This is a genomic window from Salinimonas profundi, from assembly GCF_014750655.1.
GTDB lineage: Bacteria > Pseudomonadota > Gammaproteobacteria > Enterobacterales > Alteromonadaceae > Alteromonas > Alteromonas profundi_A.
This window is the reverse complement of the sequence record NZ_JABBXD010000014.1, coordinates 1-22867: the sequence shown is the minus strand read 5'-3', so window position 1 is coordinate 22867 and position 22867 is coordinate 1. Positions and strand designations below refer to the sequence as shown.

The 22867-nt window shown below is 49.6% G+C and carries 20 protein-coding genes and 1 riboswitch; of the genes, 11 read left to right on the top strand and 9 right to left on the bottom strand.

The window, feature by feature from the left end:
• Positions 1-6 precede the first annotated feature (6 nt).
• The 8 genes from HHX48_RS17105 to HHX48_RS17070 all read right to left on the bottom strand — a co-directional run bounded on the left by HHX48_RS17105 (position 7) and on the right by HHX48_RS17070 (position 8962).
• Complete coding sequence (locus HHX48_RS17105; RefSeq protein ID WP_191026552.1) at positions 7-501, bottom strand: HesA/MoeB/ThiF family protein; 495 nt, start codon at positions 499-501, stop codon at positions 7-9.
• Positions 494-1957: a thiamine phosphate synthase gene (gene thiE, locus HHX48_RS17100; protein ID WP_191026551.1), complete on the bottom strand. Its 1464-nt coding sequence runs from the start codon at positions 1955-1957 to the stop codon at positions 494-496. The genes HHX48_RS17105 and thiE overlap by 8 nt, the downstream gene beginning before the upstream one ends.
• Complete coding sequence (thiC, locus tag HHX48_RS17095; protein WP_191026550.1) at positions 1958-3823, bottom strand: phosphomethylpyrimidine synthase ThiC; 1866 nt, start codon at positions 3821-3823, stop codon at positions 1958-1960. It lies immediately after the preceding gene.
• 99 nt (positions 3824-3922) lie between these two features.
• Positions 3923-4025: riboswitch (TPP riboswitch) on the bottom strand.
• Between the two features lie 101 nt (positions 4026-4126).
• Positions 4127-5299: a heme biosynthesis HemY N-terminal domain-containing protein gene (locus tag HHX48_RS17090; protein ID WP_191026549.1), complete on the bottom strand. Its 1173-nt coding sequence runs from the start codon at positions 5297-5299 to the stop codon at positions 4127-4129.
• Positions 5296-6612, bottom strand: a complete 1317-nt coding sequence (locus HHX48_RS17085; RefSeq protein ID WP_223858508.1) for a uroporphyrinogen-III C-methyltransferase — start codon at positions 6610-6612, stop codon at positions 5296-5298. Before HHX48_RS17085 ends, HHX48_RS17090 begins: the two co-directional genes overlap by 4 nt.
• On the bottom strand, positions 6588-7298 hold the full coding sequence (locus HHX48_RS17080) for a uroporphyrinogen-III synthase (protein WP_191026548.1): 711 nt from the start codon (positions 7296-7298) through the stop codon (positions 6588-6590). The genes HHX48_RS17085 and HHX48_RS17080 overlap by 25 nt, the downstream gene beginning before the upstream one ends.
• A gap of 2 nt (positions 7299-7300) precedes the next feature.
• Positions 7301-8233 carry a hydroxymethylbilane synthase gene (hemC, locus tag HHX48_RS17075; protein WP_191026547.1) on the bottom strand — a complete coding sequence of 311 codons (933 nt, stop codon included), beginning with the start codon at positions 8231-8233 and terminating at the stop codon, positions 7301-7303.
• Positions 8234-8290: 57 nt separating this feature from the next.
• Positions 8291-8962, bottom strand: a complete 672-nt coding sequence (locus HHX48_RS17070) for an alpha/beta hydrolase (RefSeq protein WP_191026546.1) — start codon at positions 8960-8962, stop codon at positions 8291-8293.
• 143 nt (positions 8963-9105) lie between these two features.
• Between HHX48_RS17070 and gmk the strand changes: the two genes are divergently transcribed.
• The 4 genes from gmk (at position 9106) to HHX48_RS17050 (ending at position 12786) form a co-directional block, all read left to right on the top strand.
• Positions 9106-9759, top strand: coding sequence for a guanylate kinase (gene gmk, locus HHX48_RS17065; protein WP_191026545.1), 654 nt, complete (start codon positions 9106-9108; stop codon positions 9757-9759).
• A gap of 105 nt (positions 9760-9864) precedes the next feature.
• On the top strand, positions 9865-10137 hold the full coding sequence (gene rpoZ / locus HHX48_RS17060; protein WP_139754837.1) for a DNA-directed RNA polymerase subunit omega: 273 nt from the start codon (positions 9865-9867) through the stop codon (positions 10135-10137).
• A 133-nt stretch (positions 10138-10270) separates the two neighbouring features.
• Positions 10271-12379 (top strand): bifunctional GTP diphosphokinase/guanosine-3',5'-bis pyrophosphate 3'-pyrophosphohydrolase, encoded by a 2109-nt coding sequence (gene spoT, locus HHX48_RS17055; protein ID WP_191026544.1) that lies wholly within the window; start codon positions 10271-10273, stop codon positions 12377-12379.
• 20 nt (positions 12380-12399) lie between these two features.
• Positions 12400-12786 carry a RidA family protein gene (locus tag HHX48_RS17050; protein WP_191026543.1) on the top strand — a complete coding sequence of 129 codons (387 nt, stop codon included), beginning with the start codon at positions 12400-12402 and terminating at the stop codon, positions 12784-12786.
• A 64-nt stretch (positions 12787-12850) separates the two neighbouring features.
• Here the strand turns inward: HHX48_RS17050 and HHX48_RS17045 are convergent, their stop codons facing one another.
• Entirely contained in the window at positions 12851-15508 is a 2658-nt protein-coding gene (locus HHX48_RS17045) for a glycoside hydrolase family 3 C-terminal domain-containing protein (protein WP_191026542.1), read from the bottom strand.
• A 117-nt stretch (positions 15509-15625) separates the two neighbouring features.
• Between HHX48_RS17045 and recG the strand changes: the two genes are divergently transcribed.
• From recG to HHX48_RS17010, 7 genes are all read left to right on the top strand, one after another.
• Entirely contained in the window at positions 15626-17773 is a 2148-nt protein-coding gene (recG, locus tag HHX48_RS17040; protein ID WP_263406974.1) for an ATP-dependent DNA helicase RecG, read from the top strand.
• A complete protein-coding gene (locus HHX48_RS17035; protein ID WP_191026591.1) occupies positions 17766-18524 on the top strand; it encodes a class I SAM-dependent methyltransferase in 759 nt (252 codons plus the stop codon). The genes recG and HHX48_RS17035 overlap by 8 nt, the downstream gene beginning before the upstream one ends.
• 13 nt (positions 18525-18537) lie before the next feature.
• Complete coding sequence (locus HHX48_RS17030) at positions 18538-19011, top strand: peroxiredoxin (RefSeq protein WP_191026541.1); 474 nt, start codon at positions 18538-18540, stop codon at positions 19009-19011.
• 269 nt (positions 19012-19280) lie between these two features.
• A complete protein-coding gene (locus tag HHX48_RS17025) occupies positions 19281-19967 on the top strand; it encodes a response regulator transcription factor (RefSeq protein WP_191026540.1) in 687 nt (228 codons plus the stop codon).
• A gap of 96 nt (positions 19968-20063) precedes the next feature.
• A complete protein-coding gene (locus HHX48_RS17020; protein ID WP_191026539.1) occupies positions 20064-21242 on the top strand; it encodes a BaiN/RdsA family NAD(P)/FAD-dependent oxidoreductase in 1179 nt (392 codons plus the stop codon).
• A gap of 71 nt (positions 21243-21313) precedes the next feature.
• Positions 21314-21670 (top strand): hypothetical protein, encoded by a 357-nt coding sequence (locus HHX48_RS17015; RefSeq protein WP_191026538.1) that lies wholly within the window; start codon positions 21314-21316, stop codon positions 21668-21670.
• 103 nt (positions 21671-21773) lie between these two features.
• The gene (locus tag HHX48_RS17010) at positions 21774-22706 is read left to right on the top strand and encodes a type 2 periplasmic-binding domain-containing protein (protein WP_191026537.1); all 933 of its coding nucleotides are present in this window, start codon (positions 21774-21776) and stop codon (positions 22704-22706) included.
• Positions 22707-22867 lie beyond the last annotated feature (161 nt).

Below are 22867 nucleotides of genomic sequence, written 5' to 3'. Positions count from 1 at the left end.
GCATCGTTATTCCAGTGAAAAGGAATGACGTGGGCCTGCTGGCCAGGCGGCAGCGCTTAACAGCGGCTTTTGGAAGTGCCTGGCCTGCTTGCTGATATAGCGTCTTGCTTCTGCATTATCGGTGCAATCCAGTATCAGATCGGATGCTGCAAATACTGCCTGCAAGCTTTCATCCTGTGCTGGTTGCTCGAAGATGCTGATTTTACAGTGGGCGTTGTTCGCATTGAGTCGAGCCCGGGCGCACTGCACTTTCGGTTCACCAACGTCAGCTTCGGTATAAAGCGTCTGGCGCGGCAGGTTGCTCAGCGCGACACTATCAGGGTCAATCAAACTGAGAGTGCCAATCCCGCTTGCAGCAAGATGCATGGCGGCAGCGCAGCCAAGGCCACCCATACCAATAATGACGATGCTGGCCTGCGCCAGCTTTTGCTGATGCGTGTCATCAAAATCATCAATCAGCAGTTGTCGGCTATACCGCGAAAACCATTTCGAATCAGTCATCACTGGCTCCTGATTGCCGCAACAAGTGCTGGATCTCAACAATGGTCTGAGAAGGATCCGGTGAGTCGGTGATAGCGCTAACCATGGCTACGCTGCTGACGCCGGTAGCCCACACTTTTTCAACCTGCGCCTGACTTATCCCGCCGATGGCGACGCTGGGCATGTCGCCACACAACTTACGGTAACTGGCCAGTCTTTTTAATCCCTGGGGCACGGACGGCATTTGCTTGGTCTTCGTGGCAAAAACATGACCCAGCGCCACATAAGAGGGGGATAGTGCCAATGCCCGGCATAATTCCGCATAGCCGTGGGTGGAGATGCCCAGACGTAAGCCGGCATTGGCAATCGCCTGTAAATCGGCATGCGCCAGATCCTCCTGACCCAGGTGCACGCCATATGCGCCATGCTCTATTGCCAGCTGCCAGTGGTCGTTTATAAAGACCTGCGCGTTATAGTGCTTGCCCAGCGCAACAGCATGCTGAATGTGTTTATTTAAGTCTGGTGTCGCCGCGTTTTTAATTCGAAGCTGCGCAATATGAACGCCGGCGTTTAACACCAGCTCAAGCCATTCACAGGAACTGACCACCGGGTAGAGACCGGGGGTTTTATGTCTCAATTGTGCAAAAGGTGCGGTAAAAGAGGTCTCCTCGTTGAGCCTGACATCAGGAAAGTCGTCACTGTGCTCTGGCCATGTGATAACGCCGGCAACACTGGTGTCCGCTGCGATATGTTGTCTGGTCCGAAACGCCTGATTAATCAAAGCTTTAGCCAGGCATACCGCATCTTCACATATGTAATCACGAGCCATAAAGCTTGCTACGGCGGTTGCAAACATACAGCCTGTTCCACGCAAAGATCCGGGATGCCATTGACTTGAGAAATCCCATTGCGCTGAACCGGTAAACAGCTTATCGGTGGCACGTTCATCTGCCCGGTGGCCGCCTTTTATCACCACAGCTTTGGCGCCATGGGCGATAAACCAGTCTGCGGCGTTACCCGCCTCAGTCTGATTCGAGAGCATCGTCATTTCTGTATCATTCGGTGTCACGACATCAACAACAGCAAGCAGCTGCTTAACAGACGCTTCGCTCAGCGTGCCTAAGGTGGATCCGGCAGAGGTACGTAACACCGGATCCCAGATTACCGGCACATAATCTGTCTGTTGCTTAACCGCCCTGAGCCTTGGTACCAGCGCTGAGATGATGTCATCGCTGACCGCGGCAATTTTGATGGCAGCAGGAGCATGAGATGCAACAGCCTGCAGTTGCAAATCAACATGGTGTGCCAGTGACATGACACTGTGTGCGTGGGTGATTGACTGGGCGCTGAGTGTGGTTGCAACCAACATTGCATGACAATTAAGTGCACTGGCCGTGGCGGCGTCGCGGGTTAAGCCGGCGCCGCCACTGATATCCAGACCTCCAATGCACCATATAACAGGAATGGTGCTGCGCATTTAACTTACCTCACTGGCGTCAACGTATAGCTTTGCCCCTTGCTCGTTGAATTTTTCCGCCATGGCTTGCATACCCTCTTCGGCCTGAGCACTGTCACGCACTTCCTGTGATATTTTCATTGAGCAAAACTTTGGCCCGCACATAGAGCAAAAGTGTGCGACCTTATTGGATGCCTGAGGCAGGGTTTCATCATGATAGGCGCGGGCGGTATGAGGGTCTAAGGCCAGATTAAACTGGTCTTCCCAGCGAAACTCAAAGCGGGCTTTGGACATCGCATTGTCGCGAATTTGCGCGCCGGGGTGGCCCTTAGCCAAATCGCCTGCATGAGCAGCGATTTTGTAGGTAATCAGCCCCTGTTTGACATCTTCTTTATTCGGCAGGCCAAGATGCTCTTTCGGGGTGACATAGCAAAGCATCGCACAGCCGTACCATCCAATCATCGCTGCGCCAATTCCGGATGTGATGTGGTCATAGCCGGGCGCTATATCAGTGGTCAGCGGGCCAAGTGTATAAAACGGCGCGCCGTGACAGTGGGTAAGCTGCTCTTCCATGTTTTCTTTGATCATGTGCATAGGCACATGACCGGGCCCTTCAATCATCACCTGCACATCGTGTTTCCAGGCGATTTTGGTTAACGCGCCCAGCGTACGCAGCTCAGCAAACTGAGCTTCATCGTTGGCGTCGGCCACTGAACCGGGTCGCAATCCATCGCCTAATGACAACGACACATCATAGCGAGCGCAAATCTGGCAAATCTCCTCAAAGTGCTCATACAGAAAGCTGTCTCTGTGATGACTTAAACACCACTTTGCCATAATCGCGCCACCGCGAGAGACAATGCCGGTGACACGGTTGGCAGTCATCGGCACAAATGGCAGGCGAACACCGGCGTGAATAGTAAAATAGTCCACACCTTGCTCAGCCTGTTCTATCAGGGTGTCGCGAAATATCTCCCAGTCCAGATCTTCAGCAACGCCACCGACTTTTTCCAGCGCCTGATAAATAGGAACCGTACCCAGAGGAACTGGGCTGTTTCGCAGCAGCCATTCGCGGGTTTCATGAATATTGCGTCCGGTGGATAAATCCATAATGGTATCGGCGCCCCAGCGCGTGGCCCACACCAGTTTCTCGACTTCTTCTTCAATGGAGGAGGTCACAGCTGAATTGCCAATGTTTGCGTTAACCTTAACCAGAAAATTGCGACCGATAATCATCGGCTCAGCTTCCGGGTGATTGATATTGGCAGGGATAATAGCGCGACCTTCAGCCACCTCCTTGCGCACAAACTCAGGCGTGATTTGGGCTGGCAGGTTGGCGCCGAAACTTTCTCCGGCATGTTGCTGCGTGAGCGTCTCATCATGAACCCGTGCACGACCCATATTTTCTCTGATGGCAATAAATTCCATTTCAGGCGTGATAATGCCCTGGCGGGCATAATAAAGCTGGGTTACGGTCGATGAGCCTTTTGCAGCAAGGGGCGCCCGCTGGCGGGCAAAACGTAACTCATCTAGCGCGATATCCTGAGCACGTGCCTGAGCATAGGTGGATGAAACGCCGGGAAGGGGGCTGGTATCCTGACGCGCTTCAATCCATTTAGCCCTGAGCGCGGGCAAACCTTTATTTACATCAATGGGACAGGCCTGGTCACCATAAGGACCTGACGTATCATAGACCGGTACAGGCGCATTGGGCTCGCTGGTATGTGTATTAATTTGCGTATCGGTCAGGTGTATTTCGCGCATAGGAACGCGAATATCGGCAGACGAGCCGGTTTCATAGATTCTTACCGAATTGGGATAAGCTTCGCCTTTCAGCTGATTAATAAACGATTGGGCTTCAGCACGTTGCTGACGACGGTTTGACATAGCATTTTTGCCTTTTGAAAATAGTAAAAAATGCTTGTCTGGAGGTTGAAAGACGTCGGTAATGCCTCACACCCCAGATGGGATGAAAAGAAATAGCATTACGCAACTCGCCTTGTTCCCTTCGCAGGTATTAGCCTGATCAGGTTCAACGGATCCCGCATCGCGGTCTCAGCTTGTTAAACAAGCACTCCGACAAGAATGAGCAATTAGTATAAAGACCTTTATCGACTTACATCAACCAAAGTCGTAATAATTTTCGTGAAGGCCGGGTGAAACCTATTCCCGACCTTCACATGGCGATAATCAGGAAGTAGCAGCCACGCCTTGCTTATAAAACGCTAATGCCCTGCTGTTATCGTTCTGACGTTCACTGATTTCAGCCAGCAGCATCAAATCATGGGCGTTCTCACGCAGTTTAACGGCCTTCATCAATGCTCTTTCGGCAAGTGAATAATCGCCAGCGTTAAAGGCCAGCTCGCCCAGCACCGAGTAAAGCGTGGCGTTTTTATCGTCCTTCTTAATCCAAGACTCGAGTAACTTCACAGAGGCCGTCGGATTGGGCATTTTCAGACGACGAAACATCGGTAACAGTGTCTCTTCCGGACCTTTGCTTTGCCACTCTACCAGACAGTTTTCGGCATCATGATGCATACCCTGTTCGGTCAGTTGTTCAACGTAGGCTGCGCGAAACGCAATATCGTGGCGCTTTTTACGAGGTAATTCTTCCCAGTATTGTTTAAGCGCGTTGGCACCTTGCTTACTGGCAATCTCGGCAAACTTACCTTTGGCAGCACGCTGCGCCAGGGGCACTGCATCTTTTTTAAGCGTACGACGCCACTGCGGTAGATGATTCTGAATTTGCTGCCAATGCCCCAGCGCTGCCATGCATTCAGCCTTGGTTTTGACCACCTGAGGATGTTCAGCGTTGTCTTCATCAAGTGTACCAAGTACTGACAGCGCTTTTTCATGCTGCTGTCTGAGCATCAACAAGCGTGCATGCATTAATGCAGCGGCGACACGTGAGTGGGGGTAATCAGCGGCGTGGCCCAGCAAAGACTGACACCGATCCCATTCCCCCATTTCATGGGCTACCTGCGCTGAAATCAGCAAATCAACACCATCGAAGTCTCCGTCAGAAGCATGCTGAAATGCTTTTTTAGAGGCTTCTAAATCACCCTCGGCATAGGCCTGAATACCGCGATAAAAATTCTTTCGACGCTTATTGCGGCTCAGGCTACCAAACCACTGCCATGAGCCTGAAAACAAATGCACGATGGCTTTTACCAAACGCCAGATCACCCAGGCAATCAGAATGCCAATGAGTACGCTGATAACCAGACTGACCACGGTCATTTCTATGACCAACGAACCCATTGAAATCAGCACATAGCCTTTTTCGCCGATGACCTGTGGTGCAATCAATATCGCCGCAAGCACTACGGCTATCAGTAATACAGATACAATCAGCTTTTTCATAGAGCACGGGCCCCCTGACCAAAGGCATCATCCACGCGCTTGTCCAGCAGACGGCGTAATGGGTCAGCACTTTCCAGCGACTCCGGTAACTCCTGACTGATGTCCGTATCAATAAGATTTTGGAGAGCGTTCATATACTGCTCTATAGCACTGGCATCCATATCGTATTTGTTAACGATGATGTCCATCGCATTTTGCAGCGACTGGTCATACAGCGACTTATTGCCGCCTATTGCAGCTGACTGTGCCTGCATCATCTGTAATTTCAGCTGTTCACGGCTAAGCCACTGCTCTTGCTGGCTCATGACCGGCTCAATGGGGGTCTCTGTTCTGGTAACAGAAATAAAGTCATCAACAATATTTCGCCAGACTTGCTTCAGGTTTGTTTGCCAGTCATCGACTGACTCACTTAGCTCGCCCTGCTGCGACTCGGTGTCTGGCTGCTCAAACGTGTCCAGAGGTAACGATTCAACCTGCGAAAGCATGCCCGAGATGGCTAGCGCTACAGATGTACGTGAAACAGGGTTTAGCTGGCGCAGCATCTGAATATCTTTGGCAATCTTCTCGCGAACGGGCAGCACTGATGGATCCGAAAGCTCAGATAAGCGTTCATCAGCATTTGAAAGCAACATGACTGCTGTCTTGATATCCTTTTCTAACCAGACTTTCCGGCCTGCCATCCTTACCAGGTAATCGGCTTCTGCCAGTAACCAGTCTGACGGACGCTTGCCTTCCATATTTTCAAGCTGTGACAATGCCTGCTCACTTTGACGCTGCAGGGCCAGTGTTTTGTTCTGCAGTTCGCTAATTGCCTGATTGAGCGCTTGTTTTGACTCGGCCAATTGCGCCAACTCTGACTGCAGGTCTCTGTTCTGACGGTTCATCGCATCAATGCGCTCGGCCTGTTCGGATTGCGACTGCAGCACAGCCTGATTATTATCCGCACGCTGTTTCCAATACCAGTACCCAGCGCCAGCCAGGGCAACGGTGAGCAAAAATGTCAGAATAACGAAAAACCAAAGACCGCCGGTGGAAGGCGATTTTTTCTCAGAAGTATTTGATACAGATTTTGATTTAGCCCGGGAGGGGTTCTTGCCAGCTGTTTTTGATGATGCAGATGTAGCAGCGCCCGAAACTGATTTGGCTTTTTCCGGTTTACTGCTGTCAGGTGATTGTGCTGGAGAGGAGGCCTTGGAGGAGGCTTTATTTTCTGCGGGCTTATCACTGTGAGACGTTGTCGAAGACGTCGAATCTGCGCCATTTTCTTTTTTATCGTTGTCCGCCATGCTTACTCCCAATTTTCCTTTATCCATTGGCATAACTGCTCATCACTGGCGCCGGGGGCAACGTTTACGTTGCTCACACCCAGCGCACGAATTGTTTCAGCGACTCTGGGACTCACCGTTAGCCAGGGCAGTGGTGCTAGTAATGCGCTGTCATAATGTCTGAACAGCTGCTTCGCCATTTCTTCACTTGTTGCAATAATGCCTTTTACGTCAGGCCATTGCCATTGGTTTGTTTGTGCCGGTGCTTTCATGATAATTCGACGATAAACCGCAAATTCCTGCACAATTGCGCCAGCGTTACTCAGGGTGTCGCTTAAAGTGGTTCGACCAGCTTCTCCCTTTATAATAGCGATCTGCTGATTTTTTGCATCTTTTAACGCCGGAAGCGCAAGTAAACCTTCGGAAGTTGGTGTCATCGGGCACTGCGCGTTAATACCTGACCGGGCAAGTACCTCAGCGGTTGCGGTACCCACCGCAAAATAGTGCGGAGCAGGAGTGCTTAAATGTAGGTTTGCCAATGCGCGCGCTGCATATTGGCTGGTTACAATCACCAAGGCTGGTTTAACGTGCCTAAGAAAGGTTTCAAGCTGGCTGATTGGCTCGTCACAGCTAACGATATCGACCACGCCAAGGCAGGTAACCGTCAATCCCGCCTTCTGCCAGGCGTGCTGACTTTTGAAAATACCGGGAACCGGCCTGGTCAGTAAATACATGACTATTCGTAAAGCGCTCTTAAAATGTCTCCTGCGCCCTGCGCAAGCAGTGCATCGGCGACTTCTGTACCCAGTTCGTCCGCGCGGTGAGAGTCGCCGGTGGCCGAAGCGAACAGGAGTTCCGTACCATCGGGTTTGCCTACCATACCGGTGATGGTAAGTGTATTGTCATCCAGGGTGGCGTAACTGCCAATCGGGACCTGACACCCTCCCTCAAGCCGGGTATTCATGGCGCGCTCCGCGGTGACACGCAAATGCGTTTGCGGATCGTTTAACGCTTCAAGCAGTTTGATTAACTGCGCATCGTCATTTCTGCATTCGATGCCTACCGCACCCTGACCGACCGCCGGTAGCGATACCTCAGCAGGAAGTTGCTGGGTTATTCTGTCTTGCATTTCCAGTCGTATCAGGCCGGCAGCGGCCAGAATAATGGCATCGTAATCGCCATTGTCCAGCTTCGCCAGACGGGTATTGACGTTACCACGCAAATCACGAATCTGCAGGTCGGGGCGGTACTTACGAATCTGACACTGACGGCGAAGACTGGAGGTGCCAACAATAGCGCCCTGAGGTAGGGCATCAAGCTCGCTATAAGCGTTGGAAACAAAAGCATCGAACGGATTTTCCCTGACACATATAGCATGCAGACCGAACGCATCGGGAAAATCAACCGGTACATCTTTCATTGAATGAACAGCGATATCGGCCCGGCCTTCCAGCATGGCAATTTCTAACTCTTTGATAAACAGCCCTTTGCCACCAATTTTAGCCAGCGGTGTATCCAGAATTTTATCACCCTGCGTACTCATCGGTACCAGTTCAACCGTCAACTGTGGATGATGCGCTAATAATTGCGATTTAACATACTCTGCCTGCCATAACGCCAGCGCGCTTTTACGGGTCGCAATTCTGATTGTTCGGTTTTCAGCCGACATGATAGTTATTCCTGTTTTTGTTTGAAGCCAGCCCGGGGTCGAAGGGCCTATGACAAATCAGGCCAGACGGGCCTGCAGCCATTTGCTTATCTGCTGCACTTCTTCCATACATACATTGTGCTGCATCTGATAAGTGTGCCACTGTGGCTCGTAGCCGTTTTCCTGTAATGCCTTAACCGCCATTTCGCCCAAAATTTTAGGCACCACCGGGTCCTGCTCGCCGTGTGCAACCATTATAGGCACATTGCGGTTTGCCTCGCTGGCCTGTTCAGCAATAAGACCCGGTTCGCACATATAGGTGGACAATGCCAGAATTCCGGCAATGCGCTGCGGTATTCTCAGGCCCAGATGATACGCAATAACTCCGCCCTGGGAGAATCCTGCCAGAACAATCTTTTCCGGAGCAAACCCGGCTTCTACCTGAGCATCAAAAAGCTGTTTTATCTGCCCGGCACTTTCTTCAACGCCAGTCAGATCGGCCCGGCTATTAAAATCCAAAGATTTTATATCGTACCAGGCCGGCATCTCCATATTGTTATTGATGCTGACCGGGCGTACCGGGGCATGGGGGAAAAGAAATTTTACCGGCATTGACTCAGGCAGTTTCAGCTCCGGCACAATAGGCGCAAAACCATGACCTGAATCGCCCAGACCGTGCATCCAGATAACGCACGCCTGTGGATTATCGCCGGTATTCACTTCAACATGTGGAATTAAAGAATCAGACATAATACTTGTTTAACACCTTATTACTGTCAGTGCCCGCACTACTTAGTGGCAGGCATATCAATGTTAGCCGTAGCGGCATTTGATGATTATGCTACCATTGCACGTTAAAATGACCACCTTATTAGATTTTCAAAAATACACTTATGGCATCTCAATTAGGAAATTTGTTTATTCTTGCTGCGCCATCCGGGGCAGGTAAGTCGAGCCTTATCAAAGCGTTGCTTGAAAAGCATGGGGATGCTGCTGATTTTCCAATGGAAGTATCAGTATCTCATACCACCCGCAAACCGCGTCCGGGCGAAGAAGATGGCGTTCATTACCATTTTGTCAGTCGCGAACAGTTTGAAAAGCTGATTGAGCAGGGCGTATTCTTTGAATGGGCTGAAGTGTTTGATAATTACTACGGCACCTCCCGGGTAACCATCGAACAAACGCTGCACCGTGGTATTGACGTGTTTCTGGATATCGACTGGCAGGGCGCGCGTCAGGTGAAAAAGCTATTGCCGGATGCCTGCGGTATTTTTATTTTGCCGCCGTCGACCAAAGTGCTCAAAGAACGTCTGAATCGCCGTGGTCAGGATAGTGACGATGTGATTGAGTCGCGGATGCGCGAGGCCGTGTCCGAAATGTCTCATTATGACGAGTTCGACTATGTACTGGTGAATGATGATTTTTCGGTGGCACTGAGCGATTTGGAATCGGTGGTACGGGCGCAAAGACAACGCACTACTAAGCAGCAAATGCGGCACCTGGATCTGATAAAAGATCTGCTGGGCGATCAAAACGCTGATCGTTAACGTTTAATGATGTAAAATCGAACAAAACACTAGGACTGAGGACGGTTGTAAGCTATACTGCGCGGCCGTTTTAAATACTGCTCAATTCATTTTTCGGAGAATTTCATGGCTCGCGTAACCGTAGAAGATGCGATAAATAAAGTAGGTAACCGCTTCGATTTGGTGCTGGTTGCAGCCCGTCGTGCTCGCCAGCTGGCAACAGAAGGCAAAGAAGCCATGGTAGATGTGGCAAATGATAAGCCTACTGTAACCGCTCTTCGTGAAATTGAGGAAGGTCTGGTCACTGTTGAGACGCTGGAGCAAGATGCGATGCGCGATCAGGAGCAGCAGGAACAAGCTGACTTTTCTTCAGTTGCGAACATTCTGTCAGATCAATAATCTGCACAGCGCCTAATCCTTTAGTCCAAAACGCCAGTGATCGTCGCGATCCCTGGCGTTTTTGCATTGGCATCGACAGTAATTCCCCGTATTCTGTCTGTTCATTCTCTAGATTGGAAAACTGTTAAATACTGTGTATTTGTTCGAGGGCTTAAAACAAAAAATTTCCGATTATCTGCCGGCTGAGCGTGTTCAGCTGGTACAGGATGCATTTGTGCTGGCGCATGAAGCGCATGATGGTCAGATGCGCTCCAGTGGTGACCCTTATATCACACACCCGGTAGCGGTAGCTGGCATTCTTGCGGATATGCATCTGGACCACGAAACGCTGATGGCGGCGTTGCTCCACGATGTTATCGAGGATACGCATTACAGTAAGGACGATTTGGCCGACGCATTTGGTGACACGATCGCCGAACTGGTCGAAGGGGTCAGTAAGCTCGATAAAATTGCCTTTAACAGCAAGCAGGAAGCACAGGCAGAAAACTTCCGTAAAATGATGATGGCAATGGTGCAGGACATCAGGGTTATCCTCATCAAGTTGGCGGATCGCACGCATAATATGCGTACGCTGGGTGCCCTGCGGCCGGATAAGCGTCGTCGTATTGCGCTTGAAACACTCGAAATCTATGCGCCAATAGCACACCGTCTGGGTATTCATGATGTCAAAAATGAGCTGGAAGATTTAGGTTTTCTGGCGATGTACCCGATGCGTCACCGAGCGTTGAAATCTGCTGTTAAACAGGCGCGAGGTAACCGCAAGGAAATCATCGAAAATATTCGTCAGGAGCTGGATACCCGCATTGATGAGTATAAGATGAAGGCCATCGTGATTGGTCGTGAAAAACATCTCTACTCTATCTACCGTAAGATGCGCAACAAAGAATTGATGTTCAACGAAGTAATGGACATCTATGCGTTCAGAGTTCTGGTCGATTCCGTTGATAATTGTTACCGCACGCTGGGCGCTATCCATAGTTTGTATAAGCCTATTGAAACCCGCTTTAAAGACTACATTGCCATTCCACGCACCAATGGTTATCAAAGCCTGCACACCTCGTTAATTGGTCCTCATGGTATCCCGGTGGAAGTACAAATCCGCACGCATGCCATGGATCAAATGGCAGATAAAGGCGTAGCGGCCCATTGGATGTACAAAGAACCCGGCGATAGCGATACTACCGCCCAGTTGCGCGCACGCAAATGGATGCAAACTTTACTGGAATTACAGCAAAGTGCCAGTTCATCGTTCGAATTTATCGAGTCGGTGAAAACGGACCTGTTTCCTGATGAAATTTACGTCTTTACGCCGGATGGTCGTATCATTGAGCTGCCGACAGGCGCGACTGCCGTCGACTTTGCCTATGCGGTGCATTCTGACATTGGGAATACCTGTGTGGGAGTGCGGGTCGAACGGCGCAACTACAGCTTAAGTAAACCGCTGGAAAATGGCCAGACGGTAGAAGTTATTACCTCACCTAAAGCTAAGCCAAACGCAAACTGGCTCAACTTTGTGGTCAGCGCCCGCGCTCGTACCCGTATCCGTCAGTACCTGCGTAAACAGCATTCCCAGGAAGCGGTGAATATGGGAAATCGCTTATTACGCCACGCCCTGGGCAACGCCAAACTGGATGACATTCCCGGTGAAGATATTGACCGCGTAGTGGCGGAAACCAAACATCAGAACTTTGATGACTTGCTGGTCGATATTGGCCTTGGTAACGAACTGAGTGCCATTGTTGCAAGACGTTTGTTAGGACAAAGCGAAGAGCTGCCGGATAAGAAAGGCAATGTGGCTATCCGCGGAACAGAAGGACTACTGGTGCATTATGCGCGATGCTGTCATCCGATACCTGACGATGAGATTGTCGCGGTGTTAAGCCCCGGGCGGGGGATGACTATTCACCAGACAGGCTGCAACAATATTCGCAAGCTGTCGCGAGAAGAGCCTCAGCGCGTGCTGCCAATGCAATGGGATGAGAAACCTCAGGGCGAGTTTAAAGCGTCACTGCGCATAGAGCTTTATAACCATCAGGGAACGCTGGCAACACTGACCAACACCATCTCTGGTACCGATTCCAATATTATCGGGCTACAAACAGAAGAAAAAGAAAGTAATATCTATTTTATTGATATTGAACTGACCACCCACAATCGTGTGCATCTGGCGCGTATCATGAAGAAAATCCGCACCATGCCAGAAGTTCAGCGTGTATCACGCCACAGTCAGTTAAAGCATTAAATCAAAATTAGGATCCGATTATGTCTAAATCAATTATTCAGACCGACAATGCACCACAGGCTATTGGCACTTACAGCCAGGCGGTCAAAGCCGGTACCACGGTGTATCTATCAGGCCAGATTCCACTGGTGCCCGATACGATGGAAATGGTATCAGAAGACTTTGAAATGCAGGCACGCCAGGTATTTGAGAATGTAAAAGCGGTTTGTGAGGCCGCAGGTGGCTCGATGAATGATGTGGTGAAACTAAATATCTACATGCTGGACTTGTCACATTTTACAAAAGTGAACGAAATCATGAGCGGATATTTCAGTCAGCCCTATCCTGCCCGTGCGGCAATAGGCGTTGCAGCGCTGCCTAAGGGCGCACAAATTGAAATTGATGGAATAATGGAGCTGCCTGAGTAACAGGTTGTTTTCCACAAATCAAAAAAGGCCAGCATCATGCTGGCCTTTTTTATTAATGCTGCGATTATTGCGCGATATCGATTACAGCATGTTGTATTTTCTTCTCTTTTGCATGTGCCGGCTGACCATTGCCGACGAAAAGATGCAGCGACCCAGTGTATGCCACCGACTCGCCGTTATCATCAACATAAGTAAGCTCATCGGCAACGATGGTTAATGTAATCGTTTCGGTAGTCCCCGCTTTCACCTGATCTTTGCTGAATGCTTTTAAGGCCACGCGAGGAACGCGGGTGGGGGCATCCGGCATTTTCACATAGGCCTGAGTGACTTGATCTGCCGTAAAATCACTGGCGTTTTCCAGCGTAACAGTCACCGATAAAGGCTCGCCCGACTGAAGTGTTGAGGGGGCCTGCAAGTCAGAGTAGGTCACGTCGCTATAATCCAGTCCATGTCCGAAAGGATAGAGCACGTTTCCGCGAAAGTAGCGATAGGTTCTGTTGTCCATGGCATAATCATCAAAGTCAGCAAACCCATTAAGGTCACGGTAAAAGGTGACCGGTAAGCGACCCGATGGATTACTCTCACCATAAAGTATTTTTGCCAGTGCGGTGCCTGTGGCCTCGCCCGGGTAGAAGGCCTGAACAATTGCATCCACGTTTTCATCGGTCCAGTTCAGTGCCATGGCACTACCGGAGAAGTTTACTAACACTACCGGTTTGCCGGTTTTTTTCAGGGCCATAAGTAGCGCCTGCTGCTCGTCAGGTAAATCAATGTCGGTTCTGTCACCATAATTAAACCCGTCCAGTTTAACCGGCATTTCTTCGCCTTCTATACGCGGCGTGATACCGACCACGGCAACAATTACATCGGCGTTACTAGCAACGCCCACGGCCTGCTGCTGTAAATCTTCACTGGTATTAACCCAGCGAACGGTAAACTGTTTTCGGGTGATGGCAGAGGTATTACTTACCTTATTGTCGGCAAATTGCATACTGATGGTAATCGGATAGGTTTTTCCGGCCTTGAGCGCAACAGTATCGGTGACTGTTTTGCCGTCTATCTTAATCTGTGCATCGCTATCAAACTGATATTTACCATCATGTTCAGGCTGTATTACCCCTTCCCAGATAACACCAAAATTTCCCAGTACGCTGTCATCGATAGGCGAGCGCTCGAAATAAAAGTCCATCGCTTTATCAATACGTGTGAGTTGCGGCTGGTCGCTGGCAGTAACCGGGAATGTCAGCTGGGTATAATCAGAAATCTGACCTTGCGCGAGCGAGTAGTATTTTCCCGTCAGGCCGGGTGCCAGCGATCCGTCGTCTTTTTTATGAAACAGTACCCGGCTGTCCAGAATCTCAGCATGGCCGTAGATATCATCAATAATGGCGCTGCCCGGTGAATAGGTGATGTTGTCTTTGCCCAGGTATGTCTCTAAACCCTGTAGCGGTGTCACCGGATTAATGGGAATGCCATTGTAATTGCCCAGTAATACATCTTCGTTGTTGGCATTAGGCCCGATAACAGCAACCTTTTTATCCGAAGTCAGTGGCAAAATTCCGTTATTTTTTAGCAGCACCAGCGATGAGGCCGAGGCGGCTTCGGTAAGTTTCATATGGGAGTCAGAGCCAACCACATCCATAGGAATAGCGGCATAGTTTGTCTTGTCATCGCTGTCGAACATGCCAAGTTTAAAACGCGTCATAAATAACCGCTCGACGGCCTGATCAATCAGCGCTTCGTCGATGAGCCCCTTTTGGACGGCAAACCCAAGATTGGCGAAGGTACTCAGTGCGCCCGTGCCGCAGTTTAAATCGGTACCACTTTTCACTGCCCAGGCTGCCGCAGCCGCAGGGGCTTCTACCACGTTGTGCGCCTTCGGATCGTAAAAATCACGAATCGCGCCACAATCGGACATCACGTGACCGTCAAAACCATACTCATCGCGAAGCACTTCTTTAAGCAGCATGTCACTGCCACAGGCGGGCATACCATTTACACGGTTATAGGCACACATTACGGCTTCAACATCCGCCTCTTCAACCGCCTTCTTAAACGCTGGCAGATAGGTATCGTAGAGGTCCTTGTCTGATACCACGTAATTGTCCGAATGGCGGCTGATCTCAGGACCATTATGAACGGCAAAGTGTTTTGCTGTGGCGGCTGTTTTCAGATAGTCAGGATTGTCGCCCTGTAAGCCTTTGATAAACGCCACTCCCAGCTCGCCGGTAAGAAATGGGTCTTCGCCGTAGGTTTCCTGACCGCGCCCCCATCGTGGGTCACGAAAAATATTGATATTGGGGGACCAGAAGGTCAGCCCGGTGTAGCGATAACGAATGTCTTCACGCTGATAAAAATGATACTTGGCGCGCGCTTCATCAGAAATTGCGGTGGCAACAGTATGCAACATCTCATCATCCCACATGGCCGCTAGCCCGATAGCCTGAGGAAATACAGTGGCCTGTCCGGCGCGAGCCACACCATGCAGCGCTTCGTTCCAGTAATCGTAAGCCGGAACGTTCAGGCGTTCAATTGCCGGTGCATCGTTGTACATCTGGCCAATTTTTTCTTCCAGCGTCATCCGGGAGACTAAATCTTTTACCCGGGTTTGCATTTCGACAGACGTATCCTGGTATATGGCAGGGGATGCTTCATCGGAAGCAAATGACGTTATGGCTGTGAACGTTGAGCTGATTGCGGCTGCGAGCAGAATTTTTTTCATTGCTACACCAGATAATATGAGGATTGGTATACCTTAAAGCGGTAAGTGATTCGGGCAACTGCATTGCCTTAAAACGTAAATACTTTGTTAAAAATAACAAAGGCTGACTAATAGTGGATGCGACTCGCCTTTAGCTATCGGGTGGTTTACACTTTCAACGTTTTAAACCATGTAAAACAGGACGATAAACTGAATATGCAGTCTCTGGCACGAACACCGATTACTACCCTGAAAGGAGTAGGGGCAAAGGTGGCTGAGAAGCTCGAGAAAATAGGCCTTCGTACCGTTCAGGATGTGCTGTTTCATTTGCCGTCCCGATACGAGGACAGAACGCAGGTTTACGCTGTAGATAGCTGTCGCCCGTTTACGCATGTCAGCATTCAGGGTGAAGTCAAAAGCGCGGATATCCAGTACGGCAAAAAACGCATGCTGGTGGTTAAAGTCAGTGACGGCACCGGCACCATCACGTTGCGATTTTTTCATTTTGGCGCAGTGCAGCGAACCATGCTTTCGCCGGGCAATCAGGTGCGTTGTTTTGGTGAAATCCGCACCGGCAAGTGGGGCCTGGAGATGATGCACCCCGAATTTGCCCTTATCGAAGAAGATGCCGGGCCAGATTCACCGACCCTGACACCGGTTTATCCCACCACAGAAGGGGTGAAGCAGCTAACGTTACGTAACCTTACCGAGCAGGCGCTGGCATTGCTTGATAAAGGCGCTGTGGCTGACCTGTTGCCAGAGGGGATGTATGCGCAGCAAGTTTCACTTAAAGATGCCTTGCATCTGGTCCATCGGCCGCCGCCGGATGCCGGTCTGGTGTTGCTGGAAGAAGGAAAACACCCCTCACAGCATCGTCTTATACTGGAAGAATTGCTCGCCCATCATCTTAGCGTTTTGAAAGTCAGGCAGGTGTCTGACCAGCAACCCGGTATTGCTATTGCCGTTGATGACAGACTGATTCAGCAACTGTTAGCGGGACTGCCATTTGAACCCACAGGTGCTCAGGCCAGAGTAACGGCAGATATCCAACAAGATATGCAGCGCGGGCAGCCCATGATGCGCCTGGTGCAGGGCGATGTTGGTTCGGGCAAAACCCTTGTGGCAGCATTTGCTGCATTATCAGCAATCGGGGCGGGGTATCAGGTCGCGCTGATGGCACCGACAGAGTTGCTTGCTGAACAACATGCAAATAATTTTCGTCAATGGCTGTCGCCTCTGGGTATTGAAGTGGGCTGGCTGGCCGGAAAGCTGAAAGGAAAAGTGCGGGAACAGGTGCTGGCGCGTTTAGCCAACGGCGACATTCAGATGCTGGTGGGCACCCACGCTATTTTCCAGCCTAATGTGACTTATCAGCAGCTGGCGTTAGTTATTGTGGATGAGCAGCATCGGTTTGGTGTGCATCAACGACTGGCCCTGAGAGAAAAGGGTGAAGCGCAGGGCCGCTTTCCTCATCAGCTGATTATGACGGCCACGCCTATACCACGAACGCTGGCGATGACAGCTTACGCAGATCTGGATACGTCCGTCATTGATGAATTACCACCAGGCCGGACACCCGTGACAACCGTGGTGGTGCCTGATACCCGCAGAGAGGATGTCATTGGCCGTGTTCATGAAGCCTGTAAAAATGGGCGCCAGGCATACTGGGTTTGTACGCTGATCGACGAATCCGAAGTCTTGCAGTGTCAGGCGGCAGAAGATGCTGCCATAACCTTAAAAACCGCGCTGCCTGATTTACGCGTAGGGTTGGTGCATGGCCGCCTTAAGCCGGCTGAAAAAGCGGAAGTTATGGCGCAGTTCAAAGAGGGCGAGCTTGATCTGCTGGTTGCTACCACCGTCATTGAAGTGGGGGTGGATGTCCCTAACGCCAGTATTATGATTATCGAAAACCCGGAACGATTAGGGCTGGCGCAGCTTCATCAGCTTCGCGGTCGGGTGGGGCGTGGTGCAGTGGAAAGCCAGTGTGTATTGCTTTATCAAAGCCCGCTGTCAAAAACAGCAACCCAGCGATTGGGCGTCTTGCGAGAGTCCAGCGACGGCTTTTATATCGCTCAGCGCGATCTGGAAATACGTGGTCCGGGAGAATTAATGGGCACACGTCAAACCGGTATCGCAGAGCTACGCATTGCGGATCTGGTTCGTGATGCGGCGCTGATACCGCAGGTGCAGGATATTGCAGAACGTCTGTGGCGCGAGTATCCCTCACATGCGCAAGCTATCATCAACCGCTGGATTGGCGATAAGGAGCAGTATGGTCATGCCTGAATCGGTGCCTTTATGGTTATCACCCGATGCCAGTGGCGAAGAAAAAGAATTGGCGCAGACAATAGCGTCTCGATGGGCACTGCCCGTCGCTGCAACCTTACCCGAAGGGTTAATGTTGGTAATTGACAATAATCTGCTACAACTTAAAGATAACGAACAACCACGACAGCAGGGTGTCTACGTTGATTTTCTGGCCGGTGATATTCAGTATCGTCGACAGCACGGCGGCGGTAAAAAGGAACCTATTGCTAAAGCAGTAGGACTGAAGGGGCAGAATGTTCCTACTGTATTAGATGCAACACCAGGGCTTGGCAGAGATGCTTATGTGCTGGCTTCTCTGGGTTGCGAAGTCATTATGGTGGAACGATCCCCGGTCGTTGCTGCCTTACTGGAAGACGGGTTGCGCCGGCTGGCGCTGACCGACCCGGCACAGGCCGAAAAACTTTCGCTGGTACACGGTAACAGTATTGAGGTTATGGCAAGCTGGAAAACACCCGATGTGGATGTGGTATATCTGGATCCCATGTTTCCGCATCGTAAAAAAGCGGCAGCAGTAAAAAAAGAAATGAAGATGTTTCAGCATTTGCTGGGCGATGATCCGGACGCTGACCAGTTGTTAGCGCCGGCCCGCGGTCTGGCTAAAAAGCGGGTGATTGTGAAACGGCCTAACAGTGCGGCATGCCTTGCTGACATAACGCCGTCAATGGCAATAGCCAGTAAAAAACATCGCTTTGATGTTTACATAAAATAATCAGGAGAAAATCATGTTGAATGTAGGTGGTTCCTTACCGGAAGTGTCGTTCGGAATAATCAGGGATGGAGAGCTTATCAACCCGCACACCAATGCACTGTTTGGCGATAAGAAAGTGGTGGTGTTTGGTGTGCCCGGCGCCTTTACCCCCACCTGTTCAGAAGCGCATCTGCCTGGTTATGTTGCTTTGGCCGATAAACTGAAAGCCAAGGGGATCGATGAAATAATGTGTGTTTCGGTCAACGATGCGTTTGTGATGGATGCATGGAAGAAAGCCAGCAATGCAGATGAAATCATTATGCTGGCCGATGGCAACGCCGTTTTTACCAAAAATATCGGGCTGGATATGGATACCGGTACGTTCGGCGGTACCCGCTCACTGCGTTATTCTATGCTGGTTGAAGACGGTATTGTGACACAACTTAACGTTGAGGATCCGGGGCGTTTTGACGTTTCGGACGCACAGACAATGCTGGACAGCCTCTGAGCCAGTAATTTAATTAAACCAAGCCTGAGATTGTGGCGTATACACTCAGGCTTTCGTTATAATACGTTTTTAGCAGACGAAATAAATTTAATGTTTTATTTCTGGTGCAGTAAACACACTCTGCTAGAATCGAAGAATAATAACGAAACTTTCCGAGGTGAAGGTCAGGCAGTACTTCACGTATTGTAAACCTATACCCAGCGCGCATTCGAGTCAGTCAGGACAGTCTGACGTTCTTCTATTTCGCTGGGCCATGGAGGGTTGTACTTATGGCAAAGGGCCAAAAGTTCAATGTGTACCTAATTTCTCCGTCCTGCTATTCAGATGTTCAGCCGGATCCAAATGTTAATCTATTCAAAGGGCTGCTGGATACCTGCGGTTATGATGTAATCGAACTGGGTAGCACCGAGGCGTTACCGGAAACCTCCAATCAGGATTTGGTTTTCTATGACGCCGCAACACAGATTAATAAGCTCAGCGATTTTTATCAGCGTAATGGTAATGCTCGCTGGGTGTTGTTTAATCTTCAGCCAGGCGAACTGGATGAATGTGAGGCAATAATTGCGGGTGTCGAAGGTACGTTTTACGCCTCTGACTCACCCGAACTGCTACTTAAAGGTGTGCGTCGTTTAGATAAAATGGACGTATGGTTTAAGCGCGGTTCAATCAATGAAGCATTACGCAGAATGCGTCAGTATGCTCGTCGTCCTGCTATTTCTAATACTCGTGCGAGTCGCCCCAATGATTCGACAGCACATCCGAAGCTGACCAAACGTGAGCTAACGATTATTGAGCTGGTGTCTAAGGGTTCACAGAACCAGGAAATTGCCGATCAGCTACATATTTCTGTAAATACTGTAAAAACGCATATCTATAGTATTTTCAGAAAAACGCACTCTCGTAACCGGATAGAGCTTCTGTCCTGGTCTCAGAACTATATGAGTGAGCAAGCCTGACGGGGACTGGCCCCGTCCGACTTATTCCTTAAAGGCGTTTTGTTCCGTTGCTTCCCTGCGTATAATCGGCGCGATGATTAATACAGGGGTAGCAGGGTGATTAAGCGCGACGTCATTATTATTGGTGCAGGAGCCGCGGGGCTTTTCTGTGCAGCGCAGGCTGGTCAGCGTGGCAGAAGTGCCGAAGTATTGGACCATGCCAAAAAAGTCGGACGCAAAATACTCATGTCAGGCGGCGGGCGGTGTAACTTCACCAATATGTATGCTGCACCGGAAAACTACCTTTCACAAAATCCTCATTTTTGTAAATCAGCCTTAAGCCGCTACACGCAATGGGACTTCATCGGACTGGTGAATGATCACAAGATTGCTTATCACGAAAAAACACTCGGTCAGCTTTTTTGTGACAACAGCGCTTCGGATATTGTCGAGATGCTTCTTGCTGAGTGTCAGAAGGGGGGCGTTAAAGTCACTACCCGTTGTGAAATTACACACGTTGAGAAGGTTGCTGAAGGTTATGTGCTGCAAACCAGCCAGGGCGAGTATCAGTGTGAATCATTGGTGATAGCTTCCGGCGGACTTAGTCTTCCAAAGCTGGGCGCAACGCCATTTGCTTATAAAGTTGCCGAGCAGTTCGGCATGCACGTACTGCCCACCAAAGCTGGTCTTGTTCCTTTCACCTTACCGCCGGAACTTAAAGCTTCGTTAGCAGAAATATCAGGTATCTCCCAGACGGTGCGTGCATCGTGCAACGACACCTCGTTCGTTGAAGATATGCTGATTACACACCGGGGCATATCAGGGCCGGCAATCTTACAAATTTCCTCCTATTGGGACGGGCAGCCGGTAGAACTTGATTTAAATGTGAATGAAGATCTTGCTGAAAAACTTAAAACCGAAAAAGAAGCAAAGCCTAATGTCTTGCTGAAAAACTTTATCGCGACCTGTTTTGCCCGTCGCTTTGCCGACACATTGGTCAAAATTCTCGATCTGCCAAACGTACCCTTAAGGCAACTCAATGATAAACAAATACAGAACATTGCTGACCAGTTACATCATTGGCGCATCCAGCCTGCGGGTACCGAAGGCTATCGCACCGCCGAGGTAACACTGGGTGGGGTGGATACCAATGAATTGTCATCTAAAACCATGGAAGCCAGAAACGTCAAAGGCTTATATTTCATCGGTGAAGCTGTCGATGTAACCGGATGGCTTGGCGGCTATAACTTTCAGTGGGCATGGAGCTCAGGGTGGGTTGCTGCTCAATATGTATAAATGATAATGATTTTTATTTGCATGTTTGCGAGGCATGGACTAACTTAAAACAAAATCACGGAGATTTTGATATGCAAGCTACGTATCTATGTGACAAACATGCAGACTGGGTTTATAGCAATCCCAATGAGGCCGTTTATTTTCTTGCCAGAGATGAGAAACAAGGGACGTATTTATTTAATGCCGGCCGTTATTCTGACTCTATTCCTTATCTTGGCTGTGCATTTGATATCGCAGAGATTCTATTGGAACTGGATGATGCCTCAGGCACCTGGCTGATCCCAAAGCTTCAAACATTAAGCTATATGCTGGTATGCGCTTATCAAATGGCTGAGCACAGCGAGATGAAACAGGCAATTGCAGTACGGACAATAAATATCGTCAGTTCACATCTGGCTACCACGTTTCAAAGACATACCCATTTATAACGATTCCTTTTAAAAAAACACAATTTTGTTTAGCAGCGGTGTATGAAGTGAACTAATCTGAATAAGAGAAAGTTCATTTGATTGCGGGCTGACAGAGTAAACAATGAAAGTGTTGCGCGGTATATGGATAGTACTGGGAATCGCCTATAGCAGCATCAATTCGCTGGCGCAGGCGACGTCTGCACCGTCGCAAAAAGACCATCATCAATTTTATATTCCCAGCGAGGTGAGCACCACCAACGAAATTCACGTCTACATTGTCGAGGTGCTTACGCGTGCGCTGGAACTCACCGAAAGTAGCTATGGTAGTTTTGAGTTGCACGCGCAGCGCGAGTCAACAGTTCAGACTCGCCAGCTTCTGAATCTGGAAAAAGGCATCGCAGACATTATATGGATGATCAGTAATGCCGAGCGTGACGCGCGTGCCCGACCGATACCAGTGCCTGTTATCGGTGGGCTCTACGGCTATCGGGTACTAATGGTTAAAAAGACCGATGCGCGTTTTTCAAAAACACTCTCACTGGACAGTTTGCGTAATTTAGTTTTGACGCAGGGACCGGACTGGCCGGACACACTGATTCTTGAAGACAATCATTTTTCAGTAAGCAGAAATCCTTATCGTGCTGGTTTCAGAGCGGTGCGCAATGGTTATGCAGATGCTTACCCCCGTGCACTACACGAAGCAACCCTTGAATTGCAAAGTGATGTAACTGAAAACCTGAAGATAGAATCGCATCATCTCCTCTTTTATCCCAATCCATTATTCTTCTACGTTAATAAGACAAATACTAAATTAGCTAAAAGGATAGAGGCCGGTATGAAACAACTGGTTGATAGCGGCGAGCTACAGCAATTGTTGAAACAAACACGCTTTTACCAGCAAGCCGAGGATGCATTTGCACAACGAACAGTGTACGAGCTTAAAAATACGGGACTTAGCGATATAGCAAAACAGGCTATCGATAAATACCTGAAGCAAGAAGCGCCATTGGAATATGCTGGCAAAGAAAGCACTGTGACCAGTAAGTCCGACTAATGTCCATCATCAGCAATAAAATCCAATCCTTTAAATAGCCGATCTGCGCCAGATCTGATGCAAAATAAAACAGATCGCACACCGAATAAGCAAACAAACGCAATATGACAGTTTTTTGAAATTAAGTGTTGACGGCGCGGCTCAGATCTCTAGAATGCGCA